Here is a 26,348-nt window from a genome sequence, read left to right as displayed (position 1 = left end):
CCTTTTGAGCCGCTCGCAACCACCGAACCCGGACGATGGTCATCGAGTCAGGCCAGCAGCGCCTCGATCATGCGGCCAACGGCCTCGGGCTGCGGGCCGTCGGTGGTGGCCAGACCCGCCTGCCGCAGCATCGGATGCCCCTGCGCGACGGCGTAACCCCGCCCGGCCCAGGTGAGCATCGGCAGGTCGTTGGGCATGTCGCCGAAGGCCACCACGTCTGCCGGCTCGACACCCAGCCGGTGGCACACGTCGGCCAGCGCGGACGCCTTCGTCACCCCGGCGGCGCTGATTTCGAGCAGTCCGTACTCACCCATGTGCGAATGAGTCAGGGTCAGCCGCTCGCCGATCACCTCACGGCCGCGTTCTGCCAACGCGTCGCTGCCGTGCTCGTCGTGAAAACCCAGCAGTTTGAGCACCGGCTCGTCACGCTGCGCCAACTCGGCCAGCGGCGCCACCACCAGCCACTCGCCTTCGCTCTGCCGCACGCTCGGCTCGCAGCCGAAATGCTCGCCCCACTCGAAGGCGAAACCCAGGCCTGGAATCGCGGCCCGCAAATCATCGGCCACCTCGAGCGCCAACGACGCGTCGAGACCGTGCACCACGGTGTGGCGGCGCAGGTGCAGGTGAAACAGCCCGGCACCGTTGCTGACCACCACTTCGGGGTGAATGCCCGGCAGCCCCTCGAGCACGCCCAGCCAGCGAGACGGACGCCCCGTGGCCACCACCACGGGAACCCCCTGATCGTGCGCCCGTTGCAGGGCGGCCCGGTTCAGCGCCGACACCGCCCCCGATGCGTCCAGCAGGGTGCCGTCCAGATCGGTGACGATCAGCCGGGGCCTCACAGTCGCGAGTTCGGGGTCGGTTGGCCGGCGCCCGGCGAGCCCGACTGGGGGGACGGCGAGCCCGACTGCGGTGAGGGTGAGCCCGACTGGGGGGACGGCGAGCCCGACTGGGGGGACGGCGAACCCGACTGCGGTGACGGCGAGCCCGACTGGGGGGATGGCGAACCCGACTGCGGTGACGGCGAGCCCGACTGTGGCGAGGGCTGCCCCGACTGCGGCGACGCGGTGGAGTCGACGGGAGGCGGTGGGCTCTGCTGGGGCGACTGCTGAAAGATCAGAATGGCGATCAGCACGGCCAGGGCGGCGAGCAGCAGCATCAACAACCACGACGCCAGAATCGACACCCAGCCGGCCCGGTCGTGGCGTCCGGGCCAGGGCAGCGGCCACAACCGTGCGACGCCTGGGCCCGACCGGTCGATCCAGTGCAGCCGGTAGTCGGGCCCGGCCGGGGTACCCTGCAGCGGCAACCGGGCCAGTGCCACCTCGTCGAGAATGCGGCCCGCCTCGCCGATCGCGGCGGGGGAGCCGTCGTAGGCCAGCGCCACCCAGGGCGCCAGCGGCGCGTCGTCCGGGTCGACCGGATCGTCGGACTCGTGGCGGTACTTGTTGCCGAGCCGGCCCTCGTCCTGGCCGTGGCCGCCGCGGGCGATGACGGTGTCGATGTGCAGCTGGTTGACCAGCCCGGCCAGCCGGTCACGCGCGGCGGGGTCGTTCGCCGCGCCTTCTGACAGCAGCAACAGCATGACCGGCGTGTTGGCGTCGTCGTGACCGGCGTACGCCACCCCCGACGGGGTCGCGATCAGTCGCGCGTCGAGCCAGAAGTCGCCGATCTTGGGCGGATCGTCCGACAGCAGGGGCGTCAGCGGTACAGGGGCGCCGCCCGGCGACTGTGGGTCGCCGGGTGCCGGGGGCTGTTGCTCTGACATCGGCTCCCATCTCATCACAGGAGCCAAACCGCTGGGCCGAACTCCGCAGGCGGTGTCCATTCTGCCCGATGCCGGGCAACGCTCCGGCCGGCGGTCAATGCAGGTGGGGCAGCGCCAGACCGGGGGGACGAAGCCGGCCCCCTTGGGTGCGGGCCGCAGAGACCTCGTGGCCCGTGTGACGCGCTTGCTCGTGGTCGGTCGGGTGACTGCGACAGGGGTGGCGAGGTCCACGGCCGAGCCTGTGACGACCCTGTGCGACACCCACGAAGGTGACGCAGGCGCCCGGTAAGGTTGCGCACGTATCTGCGGGCGGTGCCCGCACCAGGTGATCAGCGATCAGGAGACACGCGTGTCGAATCCGACCCAGGGCCCGGGCCAGCAGCAGCCGGACGCCAATCCGGCCACCCGCGAGGCGGCCCGCGTGCTGGGCGAGGCGATCGCCCAGGTGCAGCGGGTGATCGTCGGCCAGGAGCACATGGTCGAGCAGTTGATGGTCGGACTGCTGGCCAAGGGGCACGTGCTGCTCGAAGGCGTCCCGGGCGTGGCCAAAACGCTCGCGGTGCGCAGCTTCGCCACCGTGGTGGGCGGCGACTTCAGCCGCATTCAGTTCACCCCCGACCTGGTGCCCTCCGACATCGTCGGCACGCGCATCTACTCGGCCCGGCAAGAGAAGTTCGACATCGCGCTGGGCCCGGTGTTCGTCAACTTCGTGCTGGCCGACGAGATCAACCGAGCCCCGGCCAAGGTGCAGTCGGCGATGCTGGAACTGATGGCCGAGCGGCAGGTGTCGATCGGCGGCACCACCTACCCGGTGCCGAAGCCGTTCATCGTGATCGCCACCCAGAACCCGATCGAGTCCGAGGGCGTCTACCCGCTGCCCGAGGCGCAGCGCGACCGCTTTCTGCTCAAGGTCGACGTGCCGTACCCGCGCGGCAACGAAGAGTTCGAGATCCTGCGCCGCATGAGCGTGACGCCGCCCGAGCCCACCAACGTGCTGAACCCCGACCGGGTCAAAGAGCTGCAAGACCAGGCCTCGAACGTGTTCGTGCACAACCTGGTGGCCGAGTACATCGTGCGGCTGGTGCTGGCCACTCGCACCCCGGCTGAGTTCGGCATGCCCGACCTGACCTCGGTGATCCAGATCGGTTGCTCGCCGCGCGCCACCCTGGGCCTGGTCGCCGCGGCCCGTGCGCTGGCGCTGATTCACGGCCGTGACTACGTGCTGCCCACCGACGTGCAGGCGGTCGCCAAAGACGTCATGTCGCACCGTCTGGTGCTCGGCTTCGACGCCGTCGCCGACAACATCGCCCCCAGCCAGGTGGTCGAGCGCATCGTCGCGATGGTGCCGCCGCCCACCCCGGTGTGGAACCAGCAGCAGCGTGACCAGTCGCACACCCAGCACCGGCACAACCCCAGCTACCCGTCCTGAGCACGTTGACCCAGCAACCGCAGTTCGAACCGCCCGCCGACGACCTCGGCGCGGTGGAGTCGGTGCTGCGCGAACCCACCCACGCCACGCTGCCGCTGCACAAGCTCGCCCCCGAGGCGGCGCTGCGCCGGCTTGAACTCACCATCGTGCGGCGCCTGGAGGGCTTTCTGCACGGCGACCACCGCGGCCTGCTGCCCGGGCCCGGCTCCGAAACCAACGACGCCCGGTTGTACGTGCCCGGCCAGGACGACGTGCGCAAGATCGACTGGGCCGTCACCGCACGCACCCAGACGCCGCACGTGCGTGACACCATCGCCGACCGCGAACTCGAGGTGTGGGCGCTGCTCGACGTCACGCCGTCCATGAACTGGGGCACCGGGGGAGTCACCAAGCGCGACCTGGGCATCGCGGCGATCGCCACCATCGGGTTTCTGTCGCAGAAGATGGGTGACCGGTTCGGCGGGCTGATCATGCGGCCCGACCGCATCAAGCGGCTGCCCGCGCGTTCGGGCCGCACCGCCCTGTACGGGCTGCTGCGCCGCATGCTCGAAGAGCCGATCGTGCCCGACCACAGCGCCGGGCCCTACACGCTGGCCGCCGGCGTCGAGCAGCTCACCCGTTTGCAGCGCCGCCGCGGCATGCGCATCGTGGTGTCCGACTTCTTGTCGGCCGGCGATTCCGAACTCGACCCGAACATCGAGCCCGACTGGGAACGTCCGATGCGCCGGCTGGCGGTGCGCAACCAGGTGCTGGCCGTCGAGGTGGTCGACAAGCGTGAGGTCGAGTTTCCCGACGTGGGCGACATTCTGATCCGCGACCCCGAAACCGACTTTCAGCGCTACGTCAACACCAGCGACTCCGGCGCCCGCGAACGCATGGACGCCGCCTCGGCCGCGCAGCGTGAACGCATCCGCATCGCGCTGCGCCGGGCGGGCGTGGCGCACATTCAGTTGCGTACGGATACAGACTGGGTGCAAGACATTGCACGGTTCGTGCTCGCCTACCGGCGGGTGGCGGGCATGTTGCACCAACCGCCGCAGGGGGTGAGCAAATGAACATCGAACAGATGTTTCTCAACCCCGAACGCCTGTGGTGGCTGCTGCTCATTCCGCTGCTGGTGGCCGCTTATGTCTACCTGACCAGGCGAAAGAACCGCTCGGGCATGCGGTTCACCAACACCGGTGTGCTGGGTGCGGTGGTGCCGGTGCAGTCGCAGTGGCGGCGTCACCTGGCCGTGGCGCTCACCCTGCTCAGCCTGGCCGCGCTGACCATCGCCTGGTCGCGGCCCAGCGGCGTCGACCGGGTGCCGCGCGAGCGTGCCACCATCGTGCTGGTGCTCGACGTCAGCCAGTCGATGGCGTCCACCGACGTCAAGCCCAACCGGTTGGACGCCGCCAAAGACGAGGCCAAGCAGTTCGTGGCATCGCTGCCCGCGCAGTACAACGTGGCGCTGGTGAGCCTGTCGGGCAACCCGGCGGCCCGCATGCCACCCACCACCGACCGCGGTCAGGTGAATCGCGCCATCGACGCGCTCACCCTGCAAGACTCCACCGCCATCGGCGACGCGATCAACGTGGCGATGGCCACCCTGCAGTCGGCCCCCAAGGCTGCGGACGGCTCCATTCCGCCCGGCGCCATCGTGCTGCTGAGCGACGGCCAGAACACCGCCGGCCGCTCGCCCACCCAAGAGGCGGCCGAGGCCGCCAAGGCCAAGGTGCCGATCTACACCATCGCGTACGGCACCGAGAACGGCTACGTCGACCTCGACGGCAAACGCGAGAAGGTTCCGCCCGACAAGGCGTTGTTGCAGCGGATCGCGTCCATGACCAACGGGCAGGCCTACGCGGCCGAGAACGTCGGCCAACTGGACTCTGTGTACAAGAACATCCGAAGTGAAGTCGGCTACGAAGAGGTGCGCAAAGAGATCACCGCGACCTGGGCCGGTTACGGCCTGGCGTTCGCCGTGGTCGCCGCACTGGCCGCCGTCTCGCTCGGAGCGAGGTGGCCCTGATGATTCCCATGATCTCGTTCATCGAACCGGAGCGGCTGTGGTGGATGCTGCTGATTCCGGTGCTGCTGCTGCTCTACTTCGTGCTGCTGCGCCGCAAGAGCGCACGCAGCCGCACCACCGGCATCACCAACCTCGACCGGGTGCTACCCAAGCAGCAGGCGTGGAAGCGGCACATCGCCGTCGGCGCGGCCGTGCTGTCGTTGGCTGCGCTCAACGTGGCGTTCGCGAAGCCGTCCGATCAGGTGGACGTGCCGCGCGACCGGGCCACCATCGTGATCGCCCTCGACGTGTCGCGCTCGATGATCGCCGAAGACGTCAAACCCAACCGGCTCGACGCGGCGAAGGCCGGCGCCAAGGACTTTCTGGGCATGCTGCCGCCGCGGTTCAACGTGGCCCTGGTCGCCTTCGCCGGCTCGGCGGCGGTGGTGGTGGCCCCGACCACCGATCGCGGCCTGGTGTCGCGGGCCATCGACAATCTGCAGGTGGCCCCGTCCACTTCGATCGGTGAAGGAATCTATTCGTCGCTCGATGCGCTGGCGCTAGCCCCTGTTGATCCCGATCACCCCGAGGATCCGGCGCCCGGCGCAATCGTGTTGCTCTCGGATGGCTATACAAATATCCCGCGGTATTCAGCGCCTGCGGCGAAGGAGGCGAAGAACCGCGGCTATCCCATTTACACCATCGCCTACGGCACGGATGATGGCTACGTGGTGGACCAGGGTCGTCGTGAACCGGTTCCGGTAAATCACGAAGAACTGCAGCGAGTGGCCGACATCTCGGGCGGGAAGAAGTTTGCCGCAGCCTCCGGCGATGAACTGAAGCAGGTGTACTCGGCCATTGCCGAACAGGTGGGTTATGTAAAGGTTCAGCAAGAGGTCACCGAGTACTACGCCGGCTGGGCGCTCGGTTTCGCGGTGCTCGCGTCGATGGCAGTGATCGCGTTGGGCGCCCGCTGGCCCTGAGCGAGCGCGGGTCGTCGGGCGGGCCGTTCTGCACCCCTCGGTCGCCTTAGGCCTCGCCGCGGCCGCCGCGACCCGAGCCGCCACCACCAACTCGGCCACCCGGCTGCAGCTTCCTCGTGGTGCACCGGCACGGGCCCACGACGACCCTGGCCGACCACGTAGCCGTCCTCGGGTCCCGCTGGCCCTGGTGGCCTCAGGTAAGGGTGAGGCGGTACACACCGTCGAGGCCGTCGCCGTTCGAGGTGGTGAAGTACAGGGCTCCGTCCGGACCTTGCTGCACGGCGCGCACGCGGCCGTAGGTGGTGGCGATCTCGGTCACTCTGCGCACCGTCTCGGTGCCGGTCACCCGGAACAGCAGGATGCCCTGACCCTTGAGCAGGCCAACGGCCAGGTGGCCGTTCCAGTCGCCCCACTGGGACCCGTTCAGGAAGGTCGCGCCGCTGGGTGCCACGGTGGGTGACCCGGATCGCCAGCGCGCGGTCTTGGCTTTGGGGTACCGCTTGGTGTCGGTCATCGCACGGGACTCGTTGTAACCAGGCGTCGGCGACCACCCGTAGTTCGTCCCGCCGATGATGCGATTGATCTCGTCGTCGCGACTGGGGCCGTGTTCGACCGACCACATCTGGTCGACGCCGTCGGTGCGGTGGGCGAGGCCTTGCACGTTGCGATGCCCGTAGGTCCACACGTACCGCGCGTTACCCCCTTTGGCGTAGAACGGGTTCGTCGACGGGGGAGTGCCGTCGGCCGTCACCCGCAGCACCTTGCCGCCCAACGATTTCAGGTTCTGCGGATTCGTGCCCTGAGCCGCATCGCCCGTGCCGATGTACAGCCGGTCGCTCGACCGGAAGCGCAGCCGGCAGCCGTTGTGTCTGCCCTTGTTGACCGGAATGCCGGTGATCAGGGTCTTCACCTTGACCGCCGTGGTGGCATCGGTGAGTTGCCATTTCCAGACCTCGACGTCTTTGGCGGTGCCGTCGTCCTTGGCGACCGACAGGCAGGTGTAGAACAGGCCGTTGCTGGCCGCGTTCGGGTCAGCCACCATGCCCAGCATTCCCGACTCAGAGTTGGTGAAGATCGGCGGTAGATCGAGGCTCACCCGTTGTGGCGTGCCGCCGGGCTGGAGCGACCAGAGTCGTCCGGGCCGCTCGTCGAACAGCATCGTGGAGCCGACCCAGGTGACGTCCCAGGGAATAGTGAGGCCGCTCGCCACTGCAGTGATGACTGGCGTGGGCGCCGCCGCGGCCGGAGGTGCCGTTGCAGTCAGGGACGACCCGGTGACGGTGAGGGCGGTCACGATGGCGACCGCATGGGGGAATAGTGACCGCATGGCGCTTCCTCAGGGTGGGGGTGTGCTCAGCGTACTGCGACCAACTCCTGGTGGGTATGCGCGGACGGTGAGCCTCAGCGACCCTCGAAGTCAATCGGTCTTCCGCTCAGAAAGGCCGTCATCGCACTTTGTGCGTCCTGGGTACCCGCGAGCATCGCCACCAGTCGGCGCAGCCTGTCGGCCGCGGCCTGCGGGTCGTGCAGGGCGAGCCGAGCGTTGGCCAGCGTGGCCTGCACGGCCAGCGGGGCCTGCGCGGCGATGCGTTCGGCGATCGCGATTGCGGCGTCCACCTGCTCGCCGTGCGGCACCACCTGTTGCACCAGGCCGATGCGCAGCGCCTCGGCCGCGTCGAAGAAGTCGCCGGTGAGCAGCCAGCGCATCGCGTCGCCCCAACCCAACCGGGGAAGTCGGATCGTCGCGCCACCGAACGCCATGATGCCGCGCGCCACCTCCAACTGGGCGAAGCGGGTGCTGTCGGCGGCCACCACCACGTCTGCGGCCAGGGCGAGTTCGACGCCCAGGGTCAGGCAGGTGCCCTGCGCGGCGAGCACCACCGGTTTGGCCACCGGCTCGGTGACCAGACCCCAGGGGTCGATGCCGCCGGACGGCACCAGGTCGAGCTGGCCGCTGACGAGCCCCGGCCCCACGTCGGCCAGATCGAGTCCGCCGGTGAAGTGGTCGCCGACGGCGTGCACCACCCCCACGCGCAACTCGGGGTCGGTGTGCAGCACTGCGTAAGCGCGGGCCAACTCGTGCAGCATGGCCAGGTCGGCCGCATTGCGCTTGTCGGGGCGGTTCAGGCCGATCAGCAGCAGGTGGCCGCGCCGCTCCACCAGCACCCGGTCGTCACTCATGCAGCCATCCAACCCGGCGCAGCGGCATTTGTCACAGCCGGACTCTTCGGGTGCAGCCGGGAGATCCCGGCGTGCGCCGGGATGACGAGGTGCGTCAGCCCTCACGCGCCTTCGCCGTGGCCTTCACGTTCGCCTTGTCGATCGCGTCCACCAGTTCGGCCTTGGTCATCGACGAGCGGCCCTTGACGTTCAGCCTGCGGGCGATGCCGAGCAGGTGCACCTTCGTAGCCTTGGCGTCGACCCCGCCCGCCGATTCCTTGTCGTTCAGGCCGCCCTCCTCGGCTCGCTCGTCGGACGGCCCCGGCTCGTCTTTGCGCTCCCAGTGGTCGCCGACCTTCTCGTAGCTGTGCTTCAGCGAGGCGTAGGCGGTGGCGTTGGCCCGGCCCTCATCGTCGTAGCTCTCCATAGCCGAGTCGTAGGTCTTGGCGAACGTGGCCTGCGCGTGCGCGTCGGAGCGCTGGACCGGGGAGGGCAGCTCATCCTTGATCGGTTTGCCCTGTTTGGTCGTCTTCGGCATTCAGCCAGTGTGCCGTCACGAGCCGGGCATCGACACGCCCGGCCGGGTGAATGAGCGCCGAAGCCGCTTGGTGCGGTTGGTACGGGTGAGGCACAATGGACGCACTCCGACGAGCGGGTGATGCAGGGGAAGGCAGCTACCCGGCCGAAGGAGAAGACCATGGCGACGACCCATGGGGTGGTGCAGATCCACTCTGCGCCGTCCGCGTTGTGCCCGCATATCGAGTGGGCCGTGGGCGGCGCCATCGGCGTACCCATTCATCTGACCTGGCTGTCACAGCCGGCCGAACGCGCGAGCTATCGCGCCGAATACGCCTGGACGGGCCCCGTCGGCACGTCCGCGAAGCTCACCAGCGCCCTCAAGGGCTGGCAGCGGCTGCGGTTCGAGGTCACCGAGCGGGCCACGCCGAGCTCAGAGGCCGTCCGCTACTCGTACACGCCGGCCCTGGGCCTGTTTCACGCCACGGTGGGCCTGCATGGCGACGTGATGATCAACGAGCAGCGGCTGAAGGCCGCGGTCGTGCGCGAGGCGCTGGGCGGCCGCAGTCTGCACGAGGCGGTCAACGACCTGCTCGGCACCGCCTGGGACGACGAACTCGAGGTCTTTCGGCAGGCCGGCGAGGGCGCGGACGTCCGCTGGCTGCACCAGGTGGTCTAGCCGACAGGCGTCAGCGCGAAACGTTGGCGTTCGTCACCGCGACCGCGACGTTGGCGCCGCCGAAGCCGAAGCTGTTGTTCACCGCCGCCAGGTCGCCCTCGCCGAGCGGACGAGCCACGTTGGCCGCGATGTCGATGCCCAGGTCGGGCTCGGGGTCGTTCAGGTTGATCGTGGGGGGCACCATGCGGTCGTGCAGCGCGAGCACCGTCGCGATGGTCTCCAGAGCACCCGCGCCGCCGAGCAGATGCCCGGTCATCGACTTGGTGGACGTCACCACGCAGCCGTCGACGGCCGAACCCAGCCCGTAGCGGATCGAGCCCGCTTCGGTCACGTCGCCCTGAGGGGTCGACGTGCCGTGCGCGTTGACGTGCACGATGTCGCTCGCAGTCAGTCCGGCGTCTTCGATGGCCTTCGTCATGGCCCCGTACTGGCCCTCGCCGCTCGGGTCGGGCTGCACGATGTCGTGGCTGTCGGCGGTGATGCCGGCCCCGGCGAGCGTGCCGTAGATGGTGGCGCCGCGTGCCTTGGCGTGGTCGAGGGTCTCGATGATCATGACGGCCGAGCCCTCGCCCATCACGAACCCGTCGCGGCCCTTGTCCCACGGCCGGGATGCGCCCTCGGGGTCGTCGTTGCGGCGGCTCAGCGCCTGCATCTGCCCGAACGCGGCGATCGGTAGCGGGTGAATGGTGGCCTCGGTACCGCCGACCACGGCGATGTCAGCGCGGCCGAGCCGCAGTTGGTCGAGCGCCAGTGCGATCGCCTCGTTGGACGACGCGCACGCCGACACCGGCGTGTGCACGCCGGCCTTGGCGTGCACCTGCAGGCCCACGTTGGCCGCCGGCGCGTTGGCCATCAGCATCGGAATCGTGAAGGGGCTGACCCGTCGATAGCCCTTGTCGCGATGGGCGTCCCAGTTGTTCAGCAGCGAATGCAGGCCGCCGATGCCGCTGGCGAGCGACACGATCAGTCGCCGCGAATCGACCTGGCTGCCCTCGTCGGCGTCCCAGTCGAGGCCGGCGTCCTGCCACGCCTCTTGGGCCGCGATCAGCGCCAGTTGGGTCGAGCGGTCGAGCCGGCGGGCCTTGACCCGGTCGATCACCTCGGCCGGATCCTGCGCCACGTAGGCGGCGATCTTGACCGGAAGTTCTTCTGCCCACTCCTCGGTGATGCGGCGCACGCCGGACTTGCCGGCCAGCATGTTCGACCAGGTCGTCGCCAGGTCACCGCCCAGCGGCGTCGTGGCTCCGAGGCCGGTGATGACAATCTCGGTCATGGGGTCCTCCGAGGAGTTGGTGGTGTGGTGCGGGGCCCGAGCGGGCCCCGCACGATGGACTGTGAGCGATCGCTCAGCTGTGCGCCTCGATGTAGGCCACGGCGTCGCCGACGGTCTTGAGGTTCTTCGACTCCTCGTCGGGAATCGTCACGCCGAACTTCTCTTCGCAGCCGACGATGATCTCGACCATCGCGAGCGAGTCGACGTCGAGGTCATCGACGAAGGACTTGTCCAGTTGGACGTCCTCGACCGGCGTACCGGCGACATCGTTGACGAGCTCAGCCAGCTGAGCGCGGATCTCTTCGGTGGTGGCCATAGGGGTTCTCCTTGTCGTAGAGGGCCTCTTTCCGGAGGATTCCGGAAGCATTGAGAAACTTAGGGCAGGGTGACGACCTGGCCCGCATAGACCAGGCCGGCGCCGAAACCGATCAGCAGCGCGGTCTGGCCCGACTTCGCCTGGCCGGTGCTGAGCAACTGGTCCATCGCCATCGGTACCGAGGCGGCCGAGTTGTTGCCGAACTGCTTGATGGTGCGCGCCACCACCACGTTCTCGGGCAACTTGAGGTGACGCAGCATGGCGTCGGTGATGCGGTTGTTGGCCTGGTGTGGAATGAACACGTCAAGCTCTTCGGGGCTCAGCTGCGCAACCTCGAGCACCTTCTTGGTGGCGTCGGCGATGAAGCCGCTGGCCCACTTGAACACGGCCCGGCCGTCCATCGCGATGTAGGGCTGGGTGCCGCCCTGCATCGCCTCGCTCCACTCGGAGGTCTGGTTGATCGCGTCGGCCTGCGAGCCGTCTGAGCCCCACACCACCGGGCCGATGCCGTTGGTTTCGCTGGGGCCGACGACCGCCGCGCCCGCGCCGTCGGCGAACAAGAACGCGGTGCTGCGGTCGTGAATGTCGGTGAACCGGCTGAGTTCCTCGACGCCGATCACCACCGCGTACTTCGCGGCGCCCGAGCGCACCAGCGACTCGGCCTGGGCCAGTCCGTAGCAGAAGCCCGCGCAGGCGGCCGAGATGTCGAAGGCCGCGCCGTTGGTGCCCAGTTCGTAGGCGAGCTTGGCGGCGAGGCTGGGCGTCTGGTGAAAGTAGGTGACGGTCGACACGATCACGGCGCCGATGTCGGCCGGGTCGATGCCGGCCCGCTCGACCGCGGTTCGCGCGGCCGCCAACGCCATGGTCTCGACGGTTTCGCCCTCGCCCACCCAGCGACGCTCGGCGATGCCGGTGCGCTGCTGAATCCACTCATCAGAGCTGTCGATGAACGTGCACATCTCGGCGTTGTCGACCACCCGCGACGGCACGTACGAGGCGACCGACAGCAGGCGGGCGTACGGGGCGCCGACGCCGGCGGCGATCGGGGCGCTCATGCGTGGGCTCCCGCGTGCTCGGCCACGAAGGCCCGCGCGTCGTCGAGCTGATCAGGGGTGTTGAGGTTGAACAACGCGACTCCCTTGAGGTTGCGCTTGGCGATGCCGGTAAGGGTTCCGGCGGGGGGCAGTTCGAGAACGCCGGTGACACCCAGATCGCGCAGCGCGTCGAGGCACAGGTCCCAACGCACCGGATTGCCGACCTGGCTGACCAGCCGGCGCAGAAACTCGGTGCCGTTGTCGATGGCGCGGCCGTCGGCGTTGCTGAGCAGCACCGTGGACGGGTCGTGCGGGCTCAGCGTGGCGGCCAGCTGTTCGAGCGTGGCGACGGCGGGCTGCATGTGCACGGTGTGAAAGGCGCCGGCCACGCTCAGCTGTATCAGCCGCGCCCTGGCCGGCGGGTCGGCGGCCAGCACGCCCAACTCTTCGACGGTGCCGGCGGCCACGATCTGGCCGGGCCCGTTGTTGTTGGCGGCGGTGAGTCCAGCAGCCTCGATCGCGGCCAGCACCTCGTCGGCGTTGCCGCCCACGACGGCCATCATCGAGGTCGGCCGCACGTTCGAGGCAGCAGCCATACCGCGCCCGCGGGTGGCCACGAAAGCCATCGCCTCGGTGGGGGTCAGCACGCCGGTGATGGCGGCTGCGGTGATCTCACCGACGCTGTGGCCGGCTACCACATCGGGTGTTGGGCCACCGGCCAGCAGCCGCTCGGCCGCCACGACGCCGGCGGCCACCAGCAGCGGCTGCGCGATGTCGGTCTGCCGAATCGTGTCGGCATCGGCATCGGTGCCGAGTTGTGCGAGGTCGAGCCCGGCCACCCCAGACAGTGTCTGCAACTGGGCGCGAGCGGTGTCGTCGGTGAGCCAGGAAGCCAGGAAGCCCGGTGTCTGTGCGCCCTGACCTGGTGCGAGGATTGCTAGCACGGCACTACTCTTGCGCGAATCGCGTCCGGAAGGGCAGTCGGACATGACGAAAATGTGACAGAGGTTCTTGTCGGGTTTCTACAACGGCAGAGCGCGGCGCACCGCACGAAACGTGCTGCGCTTTGTGGTACTACGACGTCATCAGCCGTCCGAGGGTGACCGACAACCGTAAAACGTAGGCGCTGCGGGCGTCCGCCGGGTGATAGCCCGACACCTCGGCGATGCGGCGCAGCCGGTACCGCACGGTGTTCGGGTGCACGAACAGTGCGCGCGCAGTGGCCTCGACCGACCCACTGTTGTCGAGGTAGGCCACCAGCGTTTCGAGCAGGTCGGCGCCGGCGTCGCGCAGTTGGCCGTAGATCTCGCGGGCGAGCATGCGCCGGGCGTGGCCGTCGCCGGCCAGCGCGCGTTCGGGCAGCAGGTCGTCGGCCGCCACCGGCCTCGGTGCGCTCGGCCAGGCGTCGGCCGCACGAATGCCCGAGAGGGCGCCACGGGCCGACATGGCCGCCTCGACCAGGTCGCTCACCTCGGGGCCCACCACGATCTGGCCAGGGCCGAAGTGCTCGGCGACGTCGGTGATCACTGTCAAGGCGGTGCCTGCGGTTCCCGACGGACCGCCCAACACCAGCACCAGCCGATCGCCCTGGGTGGAGGCCAGCAGGTCGAACCCGCGCTCGCCGACCAGGCGCCTGATCGAGTCGATCGCCGAGTCCTTCGCCGGCGCGCCACCGATGGTCACGGTGATCGCGGCGGGGGAGCGCCACCCCAGCGTCGACGCCCGTGACAGCACGGTTTCGTCGGCCTCGCCGCGAATCACGGCGTCGACCACCAACGCTTCGAGCCTGGCGTCCCAGCCGCCCCGGGCCTCGGCCGCCCGGGCATACACCTCGGCGACCCCGAAGGCGATCTCACGCGAGTACTGCACGATGCCCATGAACACCAACGGACGGTCGCCGCGCCCGACCACGCTCTCGAGTTGACCCTCGACGGTGTCGATCGTGGTGCGAATCAGGTCGACGCTCTGGTGCAGGGTGATGCGCCGCATGAGAGCGCGCGGGGCGGCGTCGAACACCGCGGACGGGTTGGCGTCGCGGCCCTCGTCGGCGAACCACTGCACGAATCCGTCGATGCCGGCGCGGGCCACCAGCGTCACCCACGAGCGGTGCTCGGCGTCGAGCTCGCGAAACCAGGGGTGCCGCTCTTCGATCTGCGCCAGCGCCTGGGTGGTCAGTTCGGCGGCTGCGCCGGTGAGTCGCTTGGCGATCGTGCTGCGTTGCCGCGCGGACGGCTGCCAGCCGCGTCCGATGCCCGGAATGGCCGCCACCGCTCTCCTTCAAAGGGGTTGAACTGGGTTCGTCGGTTGCACAGCCTAGTGGTGCGGCGCGCTCTCGGCGTGAGGTCAGCGCTGCTGGGGAATCAGCAGTACCGCGTGCGACAGTGCCTCGCTGAGCGCAGTGTCGAGTGTGGCCAGCCGCCCCCCACGGCTCAGCGCCACACCGGCCAGGTAGGCGTCGGTGACCGGGCGGTGGCCGACGATGTGGCCGACAGCGAGGTCTGCGTACGAAAGCGCGTCGGGCCAGAACTGCATGCGCGGGTCGCGGTATGCAGGCTGCCAACAGCGCTCGGGCAGACGTCGTCGACACGCCCACCCGAACCAGAAACCGAATCAGTGCTCCTTCGACCACGGGACAGACCGCGGCCTGCTCGACGGTCACGAACCATCGACTGGCTCGCTCGTAGTGCTCGTGATCGGCCACCGTGAGGGCGATCACCACGTCGGCGTCGAGCAGCAGCGTCGTCACTCGTCGTCCAAGGCCGCGGCGACGTCGGTACTGGTTACCGGGGCGCCGATGCTGATCACCGGCAGGCCAGAACGCGAGTCGCGCGAGTAGACGACGTCGACGTTCAGCCGCGCGAGCCCTTGCAGAGTCAAATCGGCGATCACCGCCGACATCGACTGCCCGCGGGTGGCGGCCGGTTCGCGAACCCGAGCATGTGCGGCAGGCGGCAGATCGACAGTGGTTCTCACCTCGTGCAGACCAGCATCAGCAGTGATGCGGTTGTGATGCAGACATTCCCTTGGGCCGGCCTCCCGGTCGTCCGTGCAACAGTTACGCCGGGAGGTTGTGATGGATCCGGTGGTGGCGCTGCGCGAGATCGCGTACCTGATGGAGCGCGAGCGGGCCGACACCTACCGGGTGCGTGCCTTTCGCCGCGCCGCCGACACCCTCGACGCGATGAGCGTCGAGCAGCGGGCCGAGCACACCGCGGCCGGCACCTGGAAGCAGGTGCCGGGGTTGGGCAGCACGTCGGTGACGGTGATCGAGCAGGCACTGGCCGGACGCGTGCCCGACTATCTGGCTGGCAAGCGGGCGAAGGCAACCCCGCTGGTGAGCCCCGAACCGGCGCTGCTGAAGGCGTTGCGGGGCGACCTGCACACCCATTCGACCTGGTCGGACGGCGGCAGCTCCGTCGAAGAGATGATGCTCGCCGCGCGGGCGCTGGGCCACGAGTACACCGCCGTCACCGACCACTCGCCCAGGCTGACGGTCGCCCGCGGTCTGAGCTCCGAGCGGCTGGCCGACCAGCTCGACCTGATCGACGACCTCAACGAGGCGCTGGCGCCGTTTCGGGTGCTGAAGGGCATCGAGGTCGACATTCTCGACGACGGCACCCTCGACCAGTCGCCGTTCATGCTCAACCGGCTCGACATCGTGGTGGCCAGCGTGCACAGCAAGCTCGCCATGGATTCGGAGTCGATGACCCACCGCATGGTGGCCGCCATCGCCAACCCGCGCACCAACGTGCTCGGGCACTGCACCGGACGGCTGATTCAGGGCGAGCGCGGCACCCGCGGCCAGAGCTCGTTCGACGCCGAGGTGGTGTTCGAGGCGTGCCGTGCCTTTGACGTGGCGGTCGAGATCAACAGCCGTCCAGAACGACAGGACCCGCCGGACGACCTGCTGGCGCTGGCCAATGACACCGGCTGCTTGTTCAGCATCGACACCGACGCCCACGCACCCGGCCAGCTGGAGTTTCTGGCCTACGGCGCCGACCGGGCGTCACGGGCCGGAATCGACCCCGATCGGGTCATCACCACGTGGCCGGTCGACAGACTGCTCGCATGGGCGCGCCGCGCTTGACCACAGCCATCGACGCTAGTGAGCGAGCCCTTCTTTGGCCGCCAGCAGCGAAAACGTGAGCGGCCCGGTGTGCTGCGCGCATTAGATGGGGCAGGATGGACTCGACCCACCCGGCTTCGCCGTGCGTAAAACGCTGCAGGGCCGGGACGCGCATGAGAAAGGACTTCGCAGTGGCCATGACTGAGAACGTCGGCCCGATCCTGAACGGACTGCCCACCAGCCTTCCCGACATCGATTCGGACGAGACGGCCGAGTGGCTCGAGTCGCTGGACGGCATCATCGACGAGGGCGGTCGCAACCGGGCTCGCTACATCATGCTGAAGCTGCTGGAGCGTTCTCGGGAACGCCATCTTGGAGTGCCGTCGTTGACCGTCACCGACCACATCAACACGATTCCGCCCGAGAAGGAGCCGTGGTACCCCGGCGATGTCGATCTGGAGCGCAAGTTCCGTCGTTTGGTGCGCTGGAACGCCGCGATCATGGTGCACCGCGCGCAGCGTCCGGGCGTGGGTGTCGGCGGTCACATTTCGTCGTTCGCGTCGTCGGCCACCCTGTACGAAGTGGGCTTCAACCACTTCTTCCGTGGTAAGGACCACCCCGGCGGCGGTGACCAGATCTTCTACCAGGGCCACGCTTCGCCCGGCATGTACTCGCGCGCGTTTCTTGAGGGACGACTCGACGAGATCGACCTGGACGGCTTCCGCCAGGAGCATTCCCACTTGGTGGACGGGCGTATCCGGGCGTTGCCGTCGTACCCGCACCCGCGGCAGATGCCCTGGTTCTGGGAGTTCCCGACGGTATCGATGGGCATCGGCCCGATCAGCGCGATCTACCAGGCGCAGTTCAACAAGTACCTGCACAACCGCGGCCTGAAGGACACGTCGCAGCAGCACGTGTGGGCGTTTCTCGGCGACGGCGAGATGGACGAGGTCGAGTCGCGTGGCGCGCTGCAACTGGCGTCGTATGACGAGCTCGACAACCTGACCTTCGTGGTCAACTGCAACCTGCAGCGTCTCGATGGTCCGGTGCGCGGCAACGGCAAGATCATGCAAGAGCTCGAGGGCTTCTTCCGCGGCGCAGGCTGGAACGTGATCAAGGTCGTCTGGGGCAGCGGCTGGGATCCGCTGTTGGCCGCCGACCGAGACGGTGCCCTGGTGAACCTGATGAACGCCACCCCTGACGGTGACTACCAGACCTTCCGCGCCAACGACGGTGATTACGTCAAGGAGCATTTCTTCGGTCGCGACCCGCGGGTGGCGAGGATGGTGGACGACTGGACCGGCGACAAGGTGTGGAACCTGACCCGCGGTGGCCACGACTACCACAAGGTGTACGCGGCCTATAAGGCGGCCACGGAGTTCACCGGCGCCCCGACGGTGATTCTGGCGCACACCATCAAGGGCTACTTCCTGGGTTCGCATTTCGCGGGCCGCAATGCGACGCATCAGATGAAGAAGTTGGCGCTGGATGATCTGAAACAGTTCCGTGACCGGCTCGACATGCCGATCACCGACGCGGTGCTGGAAGAGAACCCCTACCAGCCGCCCTACATCAACCCCGGCCCTGGTGACGACCGGATCCGGTACGCGTTGGAGCGTCGCAAGGCACTCGGGGGTTCGCTGCCCGAGCGTCGCAACGCCCCGGCGCCGATCAAGCTGCCCGGCGACGACGCGTACAAGTCGGTGAAGAAGGGGTCGGGGCAGCAGCAGATCGCCACCACCATGGCGTGGGTGCGGTTGTTGAAAGACCTGATGCGTGACAAGGAGTTCGCGCCACGTGTGGTGCCGATCATTCCCGACGAGGCGCGCACGTTCGGTATGGACTCGTTCTTCCCGACGATCAAGATCTACAGCCCGCACGGCCAGACCTACACCCCGGTCGACCACGAGCTGATGCTGGCCTACCGCGAGGCCAAGAACGGCCAGATTCTGCATCTGGGCATCAACGAGGCCGGCTCGGTGGCGTCCTTCGCCGCGGTGGGCTCCAGCTACGCCACGCACGGCATTCAGATGGTGCCGATCTACGTGTTCTACTCGATGTTCGGCTTTCAGCGCACCGCCGACAGCATCTGGGCGGCCACGGATCAGCTGTCGCGCGGGTTCTTGATCGGTGCGACGGCCGGTCGTACCACGCTGGCCGGCGAGGGCACCCAGCACATGGACGGCCACAGCCACATCATCGCCGCCACCAACCCGGCCATTCGTGCCTACGACCCGGCCTACGCCTACGAGATCGCGCACATCATGCAGCACGGCCTCGAAACCATGTACGGCGAGACGCCCGAAGACGTGATCTTCTACATCACCGTCTACAACGAGCCGATCGTCATGCCGGCCGAGCCCGACAACGTCGACGTCGAGGGCATCCAACGCGGCATCTATCTGCTCAAAGAGGGATCGTTCGAGGGCGTGGGCGACGACGCACCGCGGGCGCAACTGCTCGCCTCGGGCGTGGGTGTGCCATGGGCGTTGGAGGCGCAAGAGCTGTTGAAGAACGACTGGGGCGTCGTGGCCGACGTGTGGAGCGTCACGTCGTGGAACGAGTTGCGTCGCGATGCGCTGGACTGCGACGAGCACAACTTCCTGCACCCCGACGAAGAGCCCCTGGTGCCGTTCGTGGTGAAGCAATTGCAGGGCCGTCCCGGGCCGTTCATCGCCACCAGCGACCACATGCGGCTGCAGCAGGACCAGATCGCCCAATGGGTGCCGGGCGAGTACCACTCGCTGGGTGCCGACGGGTTCGGCTTCTCCGACACAAGGGCGGCGGCGCGCCGGTTCTTCCACATCGACGGCCCCTCCATGGTCGTCCGGGCCCTGCAGACGCTGGCCAAGAACGGCCAGGTCGACGCCTCCGTGCCCAAGCAGGCGGCCGACAAGTACAAGCTGCTCGACGTCACCGCGGGGGCGTCCGGCAACGCGGGCGGCGACGCCTGATCAACGGCCACGCGAAGGCCGGCACCTCCTGATCGGGGGTGCCGGCCTTCTGCTCGCCGGTTCTGGCGCTTTTCGACCGGCGGGGTATCTGGCAGGCTGTGACTACGCGTACAAGGTTCGATCGGACGGGAGCGAAAGCAGTTGCCCACCAGTGACGGCAGCACCAAGGGCGCAGGGGCGGTCGCCCTCGGGTTGGTCCCCGGCTTGGCCGTGCAAGAACTCGGGTGGGGCGACGACGTTGACGACGCCCTCCGCGAGCAGGTCATGGACGCCATCGACGCCGACCTGCTCTACGAAGCCACCGAGGCGGTCGACGTGGTGCTGCTGTGGTGGCGCGACAGCGACGGCGACGTGGCCGACGGCCTCGTGGACGCGCTCACCGACCTCTCACCCACCGGTTACATCTGGCTGCTCACCCCGAAGGTGGGCCGTACCGACTACGTCGACCCCACCGACCTGGCCGAAGGTGCTCTCACCGCAGGACTCTCGGTGGCCAACCCGGCATCGGTGTCGGCCAACTGGCAGGCGCAGAAGCTGGTTCGCCCCAGGGCCGGCCGGCGGTAACCCCAGCCATCACTCAGACGTGGCCCTTGATCTCGGCCAACGCGGGATCTCAACAGGGCTGGCAAGCGCACTGATTCGTCGTCGCGGCGCTGCAGGGATCTCAAGGTCAAGCCAGGGTTGGCAGCGCAGTGACCTCGTCATCCCGGCGAATGCCGGGATCTCAATCGCCGTCGCAATACCTGGCACAATGGGGCGCCGAGTACGGGCGCATAGCTCAGTTGGTTAGAGCACCTGCCTTACAAGCAGGCGGTCGGGGGTTCGAGTCCCTCTGCGCCCACCGCGGTCGCGACCATCCTTGATCCCGGCCCCGCCCCACGCCGTCATCCCGGCGGATGCCGGGATCTCTGGGTCCGGGGTCGCGCTGCCCGGCTGTCGGTACTGGTGCGCGCGCCTCGCCGAGCCGGCCGTCGCGGCCTGGCGACCCATGGCGCCGGGCTGCCGGGTTGAGGGGCATGCCGCGACGACGGGCAGGCGCCGGGCTGCCGGGTTGAGGGGCATGCCGGAATGCAAACCACTAGTTCGGGCGCAGGCCGCAGTGCCGCGCCTGTCGCCGAATGGCTGATTCGACACGCGCTCGCTGCATCCGAACGCGCTGCTCGCGAAGAAATAGGGGTGGAACTGCGTATCGCGCAGCGCTCGACCGAAGGGACCACCATGCAACTCCGACGCACCATCGCCGGCATCGCTGCCGGCGTCGTCACGTGCACCGCAGGCGTCATTCTCGGCCCGACCACGGCGCACGCCGCCGAACTGGGCGACCGCAGCCTCGCGGCCGTCCTCACCTCCGACGGCAACCGGTTCGACCGCAACTGGTACGACTACGACATCGTCACCGAGGCGGTGCTCGCGGTCCTCGCGGCCAAGCCCGACAGCCCGGTCAAGCTGCTCACCGACGGCTCGGTGCCGCTGACGGCGTTCATTCCCAACGACCGCGCCTTTCAAGTGCTGGTGCACGACCTGAGTGGAAAGCGGTACAGCTCTGAGAAGACGGTGTTCAACAAGCTCGTGGCGGCAGTCGGGGTCGACGCCGTCGAGAGCGTCCTGCTGTATCACGTGGTGCCCGGGGCGACCATCGTGGCCAAGGACGCGCTGAAGGCCGACGGTGCCAAACTGGCGACCGCACTGCCCGGGGCGTCCATCACCGTCGACGTGAAGAGCAAGTGGCTGAAGCTGATCGTGCTGAAGGACCAGGACCCCAACGACCTCAACCCCCTGATCAACCCCTTGGCGTTCGACATCAACAAGGGCAACAAGCAGGTCGCACACGGCATCGTGCTGGTGCTGCGGCCGCTGGATCTCTGACCACCGCACGTGACGGGTTCCCCCTGGTTTCCCCCGGTCGGGGGAGCCCGTCGCATCACCAGCCGCAATATGCTGACCGCGTGTCGGGCGAATCGGGCGAGGCTGCGGCCGCAGACCTTCTCCCGAGGCTGAAGGACGGCGATCAAGCCGCTCTCGCAGAGCTGTTCCACCAGCACGCCACCTTGGTGCACACCCTGGCGTTGAGGCTGCTGGGCGACCACCACGAGGCTGAAGAGGTCACCCAGCGGGTGTTCGTGGCAGCGTGGCGCAGCCGACACACGATCGACCCGGCACGGGGGTCCGCCCCGGGCTGGCTGGTCGGTATCACCCGGCACGTCGTCGCCGACCGGCTGGCGCAACGGGCGCGGGTCGTCCGCGATCTGCAGGCAGCCCGCACTCGGGCGGCCACCCTGCCTGAACCGACCGCTCTGGACGCGACGGTGATCGACAGGGTGCTCATCGCTCAGCTGCTCGACAGCCTGGGGGAGCCGCGGGCCGGCGTGCTGCGGCTAGCGTTCGTCGACGACCTTACCCACGATCAGATCGCCACCCGGCTGCAACTGCCGTTGGGTACGGTGAAGAGTCACCTGAGGCGCGGGTTGCTGCAACTACGCGACGGTCTCGAGGGGGTGGGTAACGATGCATCCGACTGACGAGGTGCTGGCGGCCATCGCCTTGGGCGACAAGGTTTCACACTCTGACATCGAGCATGTCGGCGGCTGCCCGAACTGCTCGGCAACAGTGGCTGAACTCACCGACCTGAAGGCGCGCGTGGCCGCGACCGCCGACGTGCAACTGACCGACCCGCCCGAGCTCGTCTGGGCCGCGATCGCGGCCGAGGTCGATGACCACCGTCACGAAGACCTGCCACCCGCGACGGCGTCCACCAGTTCGGACGCGCCGGTCCAGAACCCGGCGCCGGTGTCGGAGCGTCACTGGTCACGCCGGGCCTGGCTGTTCGGTGCCGCTGCCGCTGGGGTGGCGATCGGCGTGGCCGGCTCGCAACTGGTGCCGCGGCTCACCCAGTCGCAACCGACGCTGCTGGCGCAGACCACGCTCGACACCCTCGACACCAAGAAGCCGGGCGGCGAGGCCACCCTCATCAACAGTGCCGGAACTCTGGAACTGACGCTGCGCGTGACCCCCCTCGACGCTGGCGCGGGGTACCTGGAAGTGTGGCTGATCAACACCGACCTGGCTCGCATGGTGTCGATCGGGGTGCTACCCGGCGGGGCGCCAGAAATGGTCTTTCCAGTCACCGCCACCCTGTTCGATCAGGGCTACCGCATCGTCGACATCTCTCGGGAGCAGTTCGACAGTAAGCCGCAGCACTCCGGTGACAGCGTGCTGCGCGGCACACTCGCCTGACGCGTGCCGCGGGCCGAGGTCAGTGCGGCGCGACGCAGAACACGTTGCCCTGCGGATCGGTCAGCACGCTCCAGGTGAAATCGCCCATGGTGTGCTCGTCCACGACCGTCGCGCCGGCCGTAACCAATTCGGCGACCGCCGCCACACGGTCGGACACCCCGAGGTCGAGATGCCAACTGTTCTTGCCCGGCGTAACCTCGTCGACCTTCTGAAAGGCGAGCTGGCCAGGCGCGTTGCCGCCTGAAACGATGACGAACCAGCCATCGTTGGTGGCGACGATCCGGGCGTCGAGCCGGTCGGCCCACCACTGGGCGAGCGGCAGGGGATCGGTGCTGTCGACGGTGACGGAAACCACTTTCAGGGTCATGAGCAGACCCTAGTGTCGAGTCGCTCAAGTGTCTTGCCGCTCGCGGCGCCTGAGCACGCACCTCGCGGCGTTCTGCTCGGTCGATGGACAACCCGGTACACCTCTGCCGTCGGCGGTGCGATGCACGCCCTCAGCCACCGCCGAACAGCAAGTCACTTCATCGAACGAACCGCACGCCGATCGACAACCTGCACGCTAATCAGCGTCAGTATTTTCTGAAAGGCTGGCGCGACCCGTCGGCGGCGGGTGGGTGCAAACACGTCGGCCGGCGGGTGACCTGCGCCGCTGCGCGGCTCGGCCTCGCGTTCGGCCCGTTGGACGAACTGTGCCAGTGGCAGGGTCATCGCACCCACCCCCCGGCGACGGGCCGTCGGTGCTGCTGCGTTGGCATGTCTTCTCCTCTCGTTACCCACCCGACGAACGGCGACTGGTCACGTCGATAGCCGCGCGACCGCGAGAGCCGCTTCGAGTAAGCTGCTCCCTTGTGGCTGCTGCTGACCTGCTGACCGATCTCGCCGAACTCGACAAGACTCTGACGTCGATCGAGACGGTTCTCGACCCTGAGGGCAAGCGCGTCCAGATCGCCGAACTGCAAGAGCAGGCCTCCGCCCCCGATCTCTGGAACGACCAGGACAACGCGCAACGCGTCACCTCGAAGCTGTCGGCACTGCAGGCCGAGGTCGACCGGCTGGCCGGGCTTCGGCAACGGGTGGACGATCTGGCCGTACTGATCGAACTGGGCCAGGAAGAGGACGACGCCGACACCCTGGCCGAGGCCGGCCGCGAACTGAGCCGGCTGGCCACCGACATTCAAGGGCTCGAGGTGCGCACGCTGCTCAACGGCGACTACGACGAGCGTGACGCCGTGGTGACCATCCGGTCCGAGGCCGGCGGGGTGGACGCAGCCGACTTCGCCGAGATGTTGCTGCGCATGTACCTGCGCTGGTCCGAGCGGCACGGATACGCCGCCGAGGTGTACGACACCAGCTACGCCGAGGAAGCAGGCATCAAGTCGGCGACCTTCACGGTCAAGGCGCCCTTCGCCTACGGCACGCTCAGCGTCGAGCAGGGCACCCACCGGCTGGTGCGCATCAGCCCGTTCGACAACCAGGGCCGGCGCCAGACGTCGTTCGCGGGCGTCGAGGTGTTGCCGGTCACCGAAGAGGCCGACCACATCGAGATTCCCGAGGCCGACATTCGGGTGGACGTCTTTCGCAGCTCCGGTCCCGGCGGCCAGAGCGTCAACACCACCGACTCGGCGGTGCGGCTCACCCACCTGCCCACCGGCATCGTGGTCAGCTGCCAGAACGAGAAGAGCCAGTTGCAGAACAAAGTGGCGGCTATGAAGGTGCTGCAGTCACGGTTGCTCGAGAAGGCCCGCCGTGACCGCGAGGCCGAACTCAACGCGCTGAAGAGCGACGCCGGCAACTCGTGGGGTTCGCAGATGCGCAGCTATGTGCTGCACCCCTACCAGATGGTCAAAGACCTGCGCACCGACTATGAGGTGGGCAGCCCCGACGCGGTGTTCGACGGTGATCTGGACGGCTTCATCGACGCCGGCATTCGCTGGCGCCGCCAGCAGGGGGAGCGCTGAGGCAGGCGCTCATCACTGCCGAAACGCGCGGTTGAGCTCTTCGAAACCACCATTGAGCAACGCGAGGGTCGTTGGTTCAGCTCGTCTAGGCCCCTAGGCGCAACGGCTCTCGACAGGCTCGACCAGCGAAATCGGGGCTTCGGCAACCACCAGGGGTCTCGACAGGCTCGACCAGCGACAATGCGCGCCAACCGGCCCGCCCCGGGCGTGGCGCGTCGAGCCTGGTGAGCAGGCTCGCCTAGACTTCAAGCTGGTCGGCGCAGCGGCACGCTCGCGAAACTTCCCATCGTCAACCCGACCGGAGTCCAATCACGTGATCACGTTCGAAGACGTCACCAAAATCTATGAAGGCCAGCGGCGCGCTGCCCTGTCGGGGGTCGACGTGACGATCGACAAGGGCGAGTTCGTCTTTCTGGTCGGCAGCTCCGGCAGCGGCAAGTCCACCTTCATGCGCCTGGTGTTGCGCGAGTACCAGGCCACCAAGGGCCGCATCTTCGTGGCCGGCAAGGACCTGTCGCGGATGCATTCGTGGAAGGTGCCGGGCCTGCGCCGACAGATCGGCACGGTGTTTCAGGACTTCCGGCTGCTGCCAGGCAAAACCGTCACCGAGAACGTGGCGTTCGCGCTTCAGGTGATCGGCAAACCGCAGTCGACCATCAAACGGCTGGTGCCCGAAACCCTCGAACTGGTCGGGCTCGACGGCAAGGGCGGGCGGCAGACCGACGAACTGTCGGGCGGCGAGCAGCAGCGGGTGGCGATCGCCCGCGCCTTCGTGAACCGGCCCGCGATTCTGCTCGCTGACGAACCGACCGGCAACCTGGACCCGACGACCAGCATCGGCATCATGAAGCTGCTCGACCAGATCAACCGCACCGGCACCACCGTGGTGATGGCCACCCACGACTCCGCGATCGTCGACCAGATGCGCAAGCGGGTGATCGAGTTGGTCGACGGCGAGATCGTCCGTGACCAGAGCAAGGGTGTGTACGGCTACTGATGACGATCACCGCGCGAATCCAGCCCAGCCCGTCCCGACCCGAGCAAGGAGCCCGCCATGCGGCACACCCTGCGTGAGGCCTGGTCAGGCCTGCGTCGAAACCTCAGCATGACCCTGGCCGTGATCGTCACCATGTGGGTCTCGCTGACACTGTTCGGTGGCGGCCTGCTGGGCGCCCAACAAGTCGAGCTGCTCAAGGGCCGTTGGTACGACAAGATCGAAATCAGCGTGTTCTTGTGCGTCGCCGACAGCAAGGGCGGCAACTGTGACCCGGGCCAAGGGGCCACCGACGCCCAGAAGAACGCCATTCGCACCACGCTCGAGACCAACCCCGAGGTCGCCACGGTCTACTACGAGAGCAAGGCCGAGGTGTGGGTCGACTTCCAGCGCGTCTTCAAGGACTCTCCGGTGCTGGCCGACATGACCCAAGACATGATGCAAGACAACTTCAGAATCAAGCTGAAGAACCCTGAGCAGTACCAGGGCGTGGTCTCGGCCGTCTCCGGCCTGCCCGGCGTGCAGGCCGTCAGCGATCTTCGCCAGTACCTCGACCCTCTGTTCGACTGGCTCAACATCGCCAAATGGACGACCATCGGGCTCAGCGTGCTGTTGTTGCTGGCGGCCGCGCTACAGATCGGCACGACGATTCGCATGGCCGCGTTCTCGCGCCGCCGCGAACTGGGGATCATGCGGCTGGTAGGCGCCTCAAACTGGTACATCATGGTGCCGTTCCTGCTCGAATCTCTCGTCGCTGCCCTGGCAGGAGCGCTTTTGGCCTGTGGATCATTGGCTGCGCTACAAAAGTTCTTGATTATCGACAAGGCTCAACCCTCACGCGAGAGTGTGGAGTGGATTGGCTGGTCACACGTCGGATTGGCAATGCTCGGGGTCATCGCCGTGGCGGTGGTGCTTTCTGTCATCCCCACGCTGATCGCCACTCGAAAGTACCTGAGGGTCTAGTCGCACCGGGCCCTCGCCAACCGATTGG

At 68.0% G+C, this 26,348-nt stretch carries 28 protein-coding genes and 1 tRNA gene; 15 read left to right on the top strand and 14 right to left on the bottom strand.

Annotated elements, in window-relative coordinates; translation table 11 throughout:
- Positions 1-47 precede the first annotated feature (47 nt).
- Together MPLG2_RS06040 and MPLG2_RS06035 are read right to left on the bottom strand one after the other, a co-directional pair.
- Positions 48-842, bottom strand: coding sequence for an HAD family hydrolase (locus tag MPLG2_RS06040; RefSeq protein WP_105185360.1), 795 nt, complete (start codon positions 840-842; stop codon positions 48-50).
- Entirely contained in the window at positions 839-1,768 is a 930-nt protein-coding gene (locus tag MPLG2_RS06035) for a hypothetical protein (RefSeq protein ID WP_173909607.1), read from the bottom strand. Before MPLG2_RS06035 ends, MPLG2_RS06040 begins: the two co-directional genes overlap by 4 nt.
- A gap of 349 nt (positions 1,769-2,117) precedes the next feature.
- Here MPLG2_RS06035 and MPLG2_RS06025 point away from each other — a divergent pair, with 349 nt between their 5' ends.
- The 4 genes from MPLG2_RS06025 to MPLG2_RS06010 are packed head-to-tail and all read left to right on the top strand — an operon-like array spanning position 2,118 to position 6,170.
- Positions 2,118-3,197 (top strand): AAA family ATPase, encoded by a 1,080-nt coding sequence (locus MPLG2_RS06025; RefSeq protein ID WP_105187504.1) that lies wholly within the window; start codon positions 2,118-2,120, stop codon positions 3,195-3,197.
- Positions 3,198-3,250: 53 nt separating this feature from the next.
- Positions 3,251-4,252, top strand: coding sequence for a DUF58 domain-containing protein (locus MPLG2_RS06020; protein ID WP_105187503.1), 1,002 nt, complete (start codon positions 3,251-3,253; stop codon positions 4,250-4,252).
- Entirely contained in the window at positions 4,249-5,208 is a 960-nt protein-coding gene (locus tag MPLG2_RS06015; RefSeq protein ID WP_105185358.1) for a VWA domain-containing protein, read from the top strand. The genes MPLG2_RS06020 and MPLG2_RS06015 overlap by 4 nt, the downstream gene beginning before the upstream one ends.
- Positions 5,208-6,170: a VWA domain-containing protein gene (locus MPLG2_RS06010; RefSeq protein ID WP_105187502.1), complete on the top strand. Its 963-nt coding sequence runs from the start codon at positions 5,208-5,210 to the stop codon at positions 6,168-6,170. Before MPLG2_RS06015 ends, MPLG2_RS06010 begins: the two co-directional genes overlap by 1 nt.
- Before the next feature lie 193 nt (positions 6,171-6,363).
- Here the strand turns inward: MPLG2_RS06010 and MPLG2_RS06005 are convergent, their stop codons facing one another.
- The 3 genes from MPLG2_RS06005 to MPLG2_RS05995 form a co-directional block, all read right to left on the bottom strand.
- Positions 6,364-7,497: a PQQ-dependent sugar dehydrogenase gene (locus MPLG2_RS06005; RefSeq protein ID WP_105185357.1), complete on the bottom strand. Its 1,134-nt coding sequence runs from the start codon at positions 7,495-7,497 to the stop codon at positions 6,364-6,366.
- A 74-nt stretch (positions 7,498-7,571) separates the two neighbouring features.
- Positions 7,572-8,351 (bottom strand): crotonase/enoyl-CoA hydratase family protein, encoded by a 780-nt coding sequence (locus MPLG2_RS06000; RefSeq protein WP_105185356.1) that lies wholly within the window; start codon positions 8,349-8,351, stop codon positions 7,572-7,574.
- Positions 8,352-8,445: 94 nt separating this feature from the next.
- On the bottom strand, positions 8,446-8,868 hold the full coding sequence (locus MPLG2_RS05995; RefSeq protein ID WP_105185355.1) for a ChaB family protein: 423 nt from the start codon (positions 8,866-8,868) through the stop codon (positions 8,446-8,448).
- 159 nt (positions 8,869-9,027) lie between these two features.
- On the opposite strand from MPLG2_RS05995, the gene MPLG2_RS05990 reads away from it, so the two are divergent.
- On the top strand, positions 9,028-9,525 hold the full coding sequence (locus tag MPLG2_RS05990; RefSeq protein WP_105187501.1) for a DUF3145 domain-containing protein: 498 nt from the start codon (positions 9,028-9,030) through the stop codon (positions 9,523-9,525).
- Positions 9,526-9,535: 10 nt separating this feature from the next.
- Here the strand turns inward: MPLG2_RS05990 and MPLG2_RS05985 are convergent, their stop codons facing one another.
- The 7 genes from MPLG2_RS05985 to MPLG2_RS05955 form a co-directional block, all read right to left on the bottom strand.
- Positions 9,536-10,798: a beta-ketoacyl-[acyl-carrier-protein] synthase family protein gene (locus tag MPLG2_RS05985; protein WP_105185354.1), complete on the bottom strand. Its 1,263-nt coding sequence runs from the start codon at positions 10,796-10,798 to the stop codon at positions 9,536-9,538.
- 73 nt (positions 10,799-10,871) lie between these two features.
- On the bottom strand, positions 10,872-11,114 hold the full coding sequence (locus MPLG2_RS05980) for an acyl carrier protein (protein WP_105185353.1): 243 nt from the start codon (positions 11,112-11,114) through the stop codon (positions 10,872-10,874).
- 59 nt (positions 11,115-11,173) lie between these two features.
- Positions 11,174-12,169 carry a beta-ketoacyl-ACP synthase III gene (locus MPLG2_RS05975; RefSeq protein WP_105185352.1) on the bottom strand — a complete coding sequence of 332 codons (996 nt, stop codon included), beginning with the start codon at positions 12,167-12,169 and terminating at the stop codon, positions 11,174-11,176.
- Positions 12,166-13,137, bottom strand: coding sequence for an ACP S-malonyltransferase (locus MPLG2_RS05970; RefSeq protein ID WP_231935856.1), 972 nt, complete (start codon positions 13,135-13,137; stop codon positions 12,166-12,168). Before MPLG2_RS05970 ends, MPLG2_RS05975 begins: the two co-directional genes overlap by 4 nt.
- Before the next feature lie 85 nt (positions 13,138-13,222).
- Positions 13,223-14,416, bottom strand: coding sequence for a PucR family transcriptional regulator (locus MPLG2_RS05965; RefSeq protein WP_105185350.1), 1,194 nt, complete (start codon positions 14,414-14,416; stop codon positions 13,223-13,225).
- Positions 14,417-14,491: 75 nt separating this feature from the next.
- Complete coding sequence (locus tag MPLG2_RS19335) at positions 14,492-14,680, bottom strand: PIN domain-containing protein (protein WP_231935853.1); 189 nt, start codon at positions 14,678-14,680, stop codon at positions 14,492-14,494.
- A 210-nt stretch (positions 14,681-14,890) separates the two neighbouring features.
- Positions 14,891-15,046, bottom strand: coding sequence for a hypothetical protein (locus MPLG2_RS05955; RefSeq protein ID WP_231935851.1), 156 nt, complete (start codon positions 15,044-15,046; stop codon positions 14,891-14,893).
- A 175-nt stretch (positions 15,047-15,221) separates the two neighbouring features.
- Between MPLG2_RS05955 and MPLG2_RS05950 the strand changes: the two genes are divergently transcribed.
- The 7 genes from MPLG2_RS05950 (at position 15,222) to MPLG2_RS05920 (ending at position 22,402) form a co-directional block, all read left to right on the top strand.
- On the top strand, positions 15,222-16,235 hold the full coding sequence (locus MPLG2_RS05950; protein WP_105185348.1) for a PHP domain-containing protein: 1,014 nt from the start codon (positions 15,222-15,224) through the stop codon (positions 16,233-16,235).
- A gap of 176 nt (positions 16,236-16,411) precedes the next feature.
- Positions 16,412-19,168, top strand: a complete 2,757-nt coding sequence (gene aceE / locus MPLG2_RS05945; RefSeq protein WP_105185347.1) for a pyruvate dehydrogenase (acetyl-transferring), homodimeric type — start codon at positions 16,412-16,414, stop codon at positions 19,166-19,168.
- Between the two features lie 141 nt (positions 19,169-19,309).
- Entirely contained in the window at positions 19,310-19,732 is a 423-nt protein-coding gene (locus MPLG2_RS05940) for a DUF3052 domain-containing protein (RefSeq protein WP_105185346.1), read from the top strand.
- Between the two features lie 203 nt (positions 19,733-19,935).
- Positions 19,936-20,009 (top strand) — tRNA-Val (locus tag MPLG2_RS05935).
- 227 nt (positions 20,010-20,236) lie between these two features.
- A complete protein-coding gene (locus MPLG2_RS05930) occupies positions 20,237-21,034 on the top strand; it encodes a fasciclin domain-containing protein (RefSeq protein WP_197710099.1) in 798 nt (265 codons plus the stop codon).
- Positions 21,035-21,114: 80 nt separating this feature from the next.
- Positions 21,115-21,687, top strand: coding sequence for an RNA polymerase sigma factor (locus MPLG2_RS05925; protein ID WP_105185345.1), 573 nt, complete (start codon positions 21,115-21,117; stop codon positions 21,685-21,687).
- On the top strand, positions 21,674-22,402 hold the full coding sequence (locus MPLG2_RS05920) for an anti-sigma factor (RefSeq protein ID WP_105185344.1): 729 nt from the start codon (positions 21,674-21,676) through the stop codon (positions 22,400-22,402). The genes MPLG2_RS05925 and MPLG2_RS05920 overlap by 14 nt, the downstream gene beginning before the upstream one ends.
- A gap of 19 nt (positions 22,403-22,421) precedes the next feature.
- On the opposite strand, the gene MPLG2_RS05915 is transcribed toward MPLG2_RS05920, so the two are convergent.
- Positions 22,422-22,769 carry a VOC family protein gene (locus MPLG2_RS05915; protein WP_105185343.1) on the bottom strand — a complete coding sequence of 116 codons (348 nt, stop codon included), beginning with the start codon at positions 22,767-22,769 and terminating at the stop codon, positions 22,422-22,424.
- 152 nt (positions 22,770-22,921) lie between these two features.
- The gene (locus MPLG2_RS05910; protein WP_105185342.1) at positions 22,922-23,113 is read right to left on the bottom strand and encodes a hypothetical protein; all 192 of its coding nucleotides are present in this window, start codon (positions 23,111-23,113) and stop codon (positions 22,922-22,924) included.
- A 140-nt stretch (positions 23,114-23,253) separates the two neighbouring features.
- Between MPLG2_RS05910 and prfB the strand changes: the two genes are divergently transcribed.
- The 3 genes from prfB to ftsX all read left to right on the top strand — a co-directional run bounded on the left by prfB (position 23,254) and on the right by ftsX (position 26,320).
- Positions 23,254-24,363, top strand: coding sequence for a peptide chain release factor 2 (gene prfB, locus MPLG2_RS05905; protein ID WP_105185341.1), 1,110 nt, complete (start codon positions 23,254-23,256; stop codon positions 24,361-24,363).
- Positions 24,364-24,676: 313 nt separating this feature from the next.
- On the top strand, positions 24,677-25,360 hold the full coding sequence (ftsE, locus tag MPLG2_RS05900) for a cell division ATP-binding protein FtsE (protein WP_105185340.1): 684 nt from the start codon (positions 24,677-24,679) through the stop codon (positions 25,358-25,360).
- Positions 25,361-25,417: 57 nt separating this feature from the next.
- Positions 25,418-26,320, top strand: a complete 903-nt coding sequence (ftsX, locus tag MPLG2_RS05895; RefSeq protein WP_231935850.1) for a permease-like cell division protein FtsX — start codon at positions 25,418-25,420, stop codon at positions 26,318-26,320.
- Positions 26,321-26,348 lie beyond the last annotated feature (28 nt).

It is taken from the genome of Micropruina glycogenica, from assembly GCF_900289045.1.
In the GTDB taxonomy this organism is placed as follows: domain Bacteria; phylum Actinomycetota; class Actinomycetes; order Propionibacteriales; family Propionibacteriaceae; genus Micropruina; species Micropruina glycogenica.
Note: the sequence above shows the minus strand (reverse complement) of the source record. Positions and strands in the feature narration are given on the sequence as shown.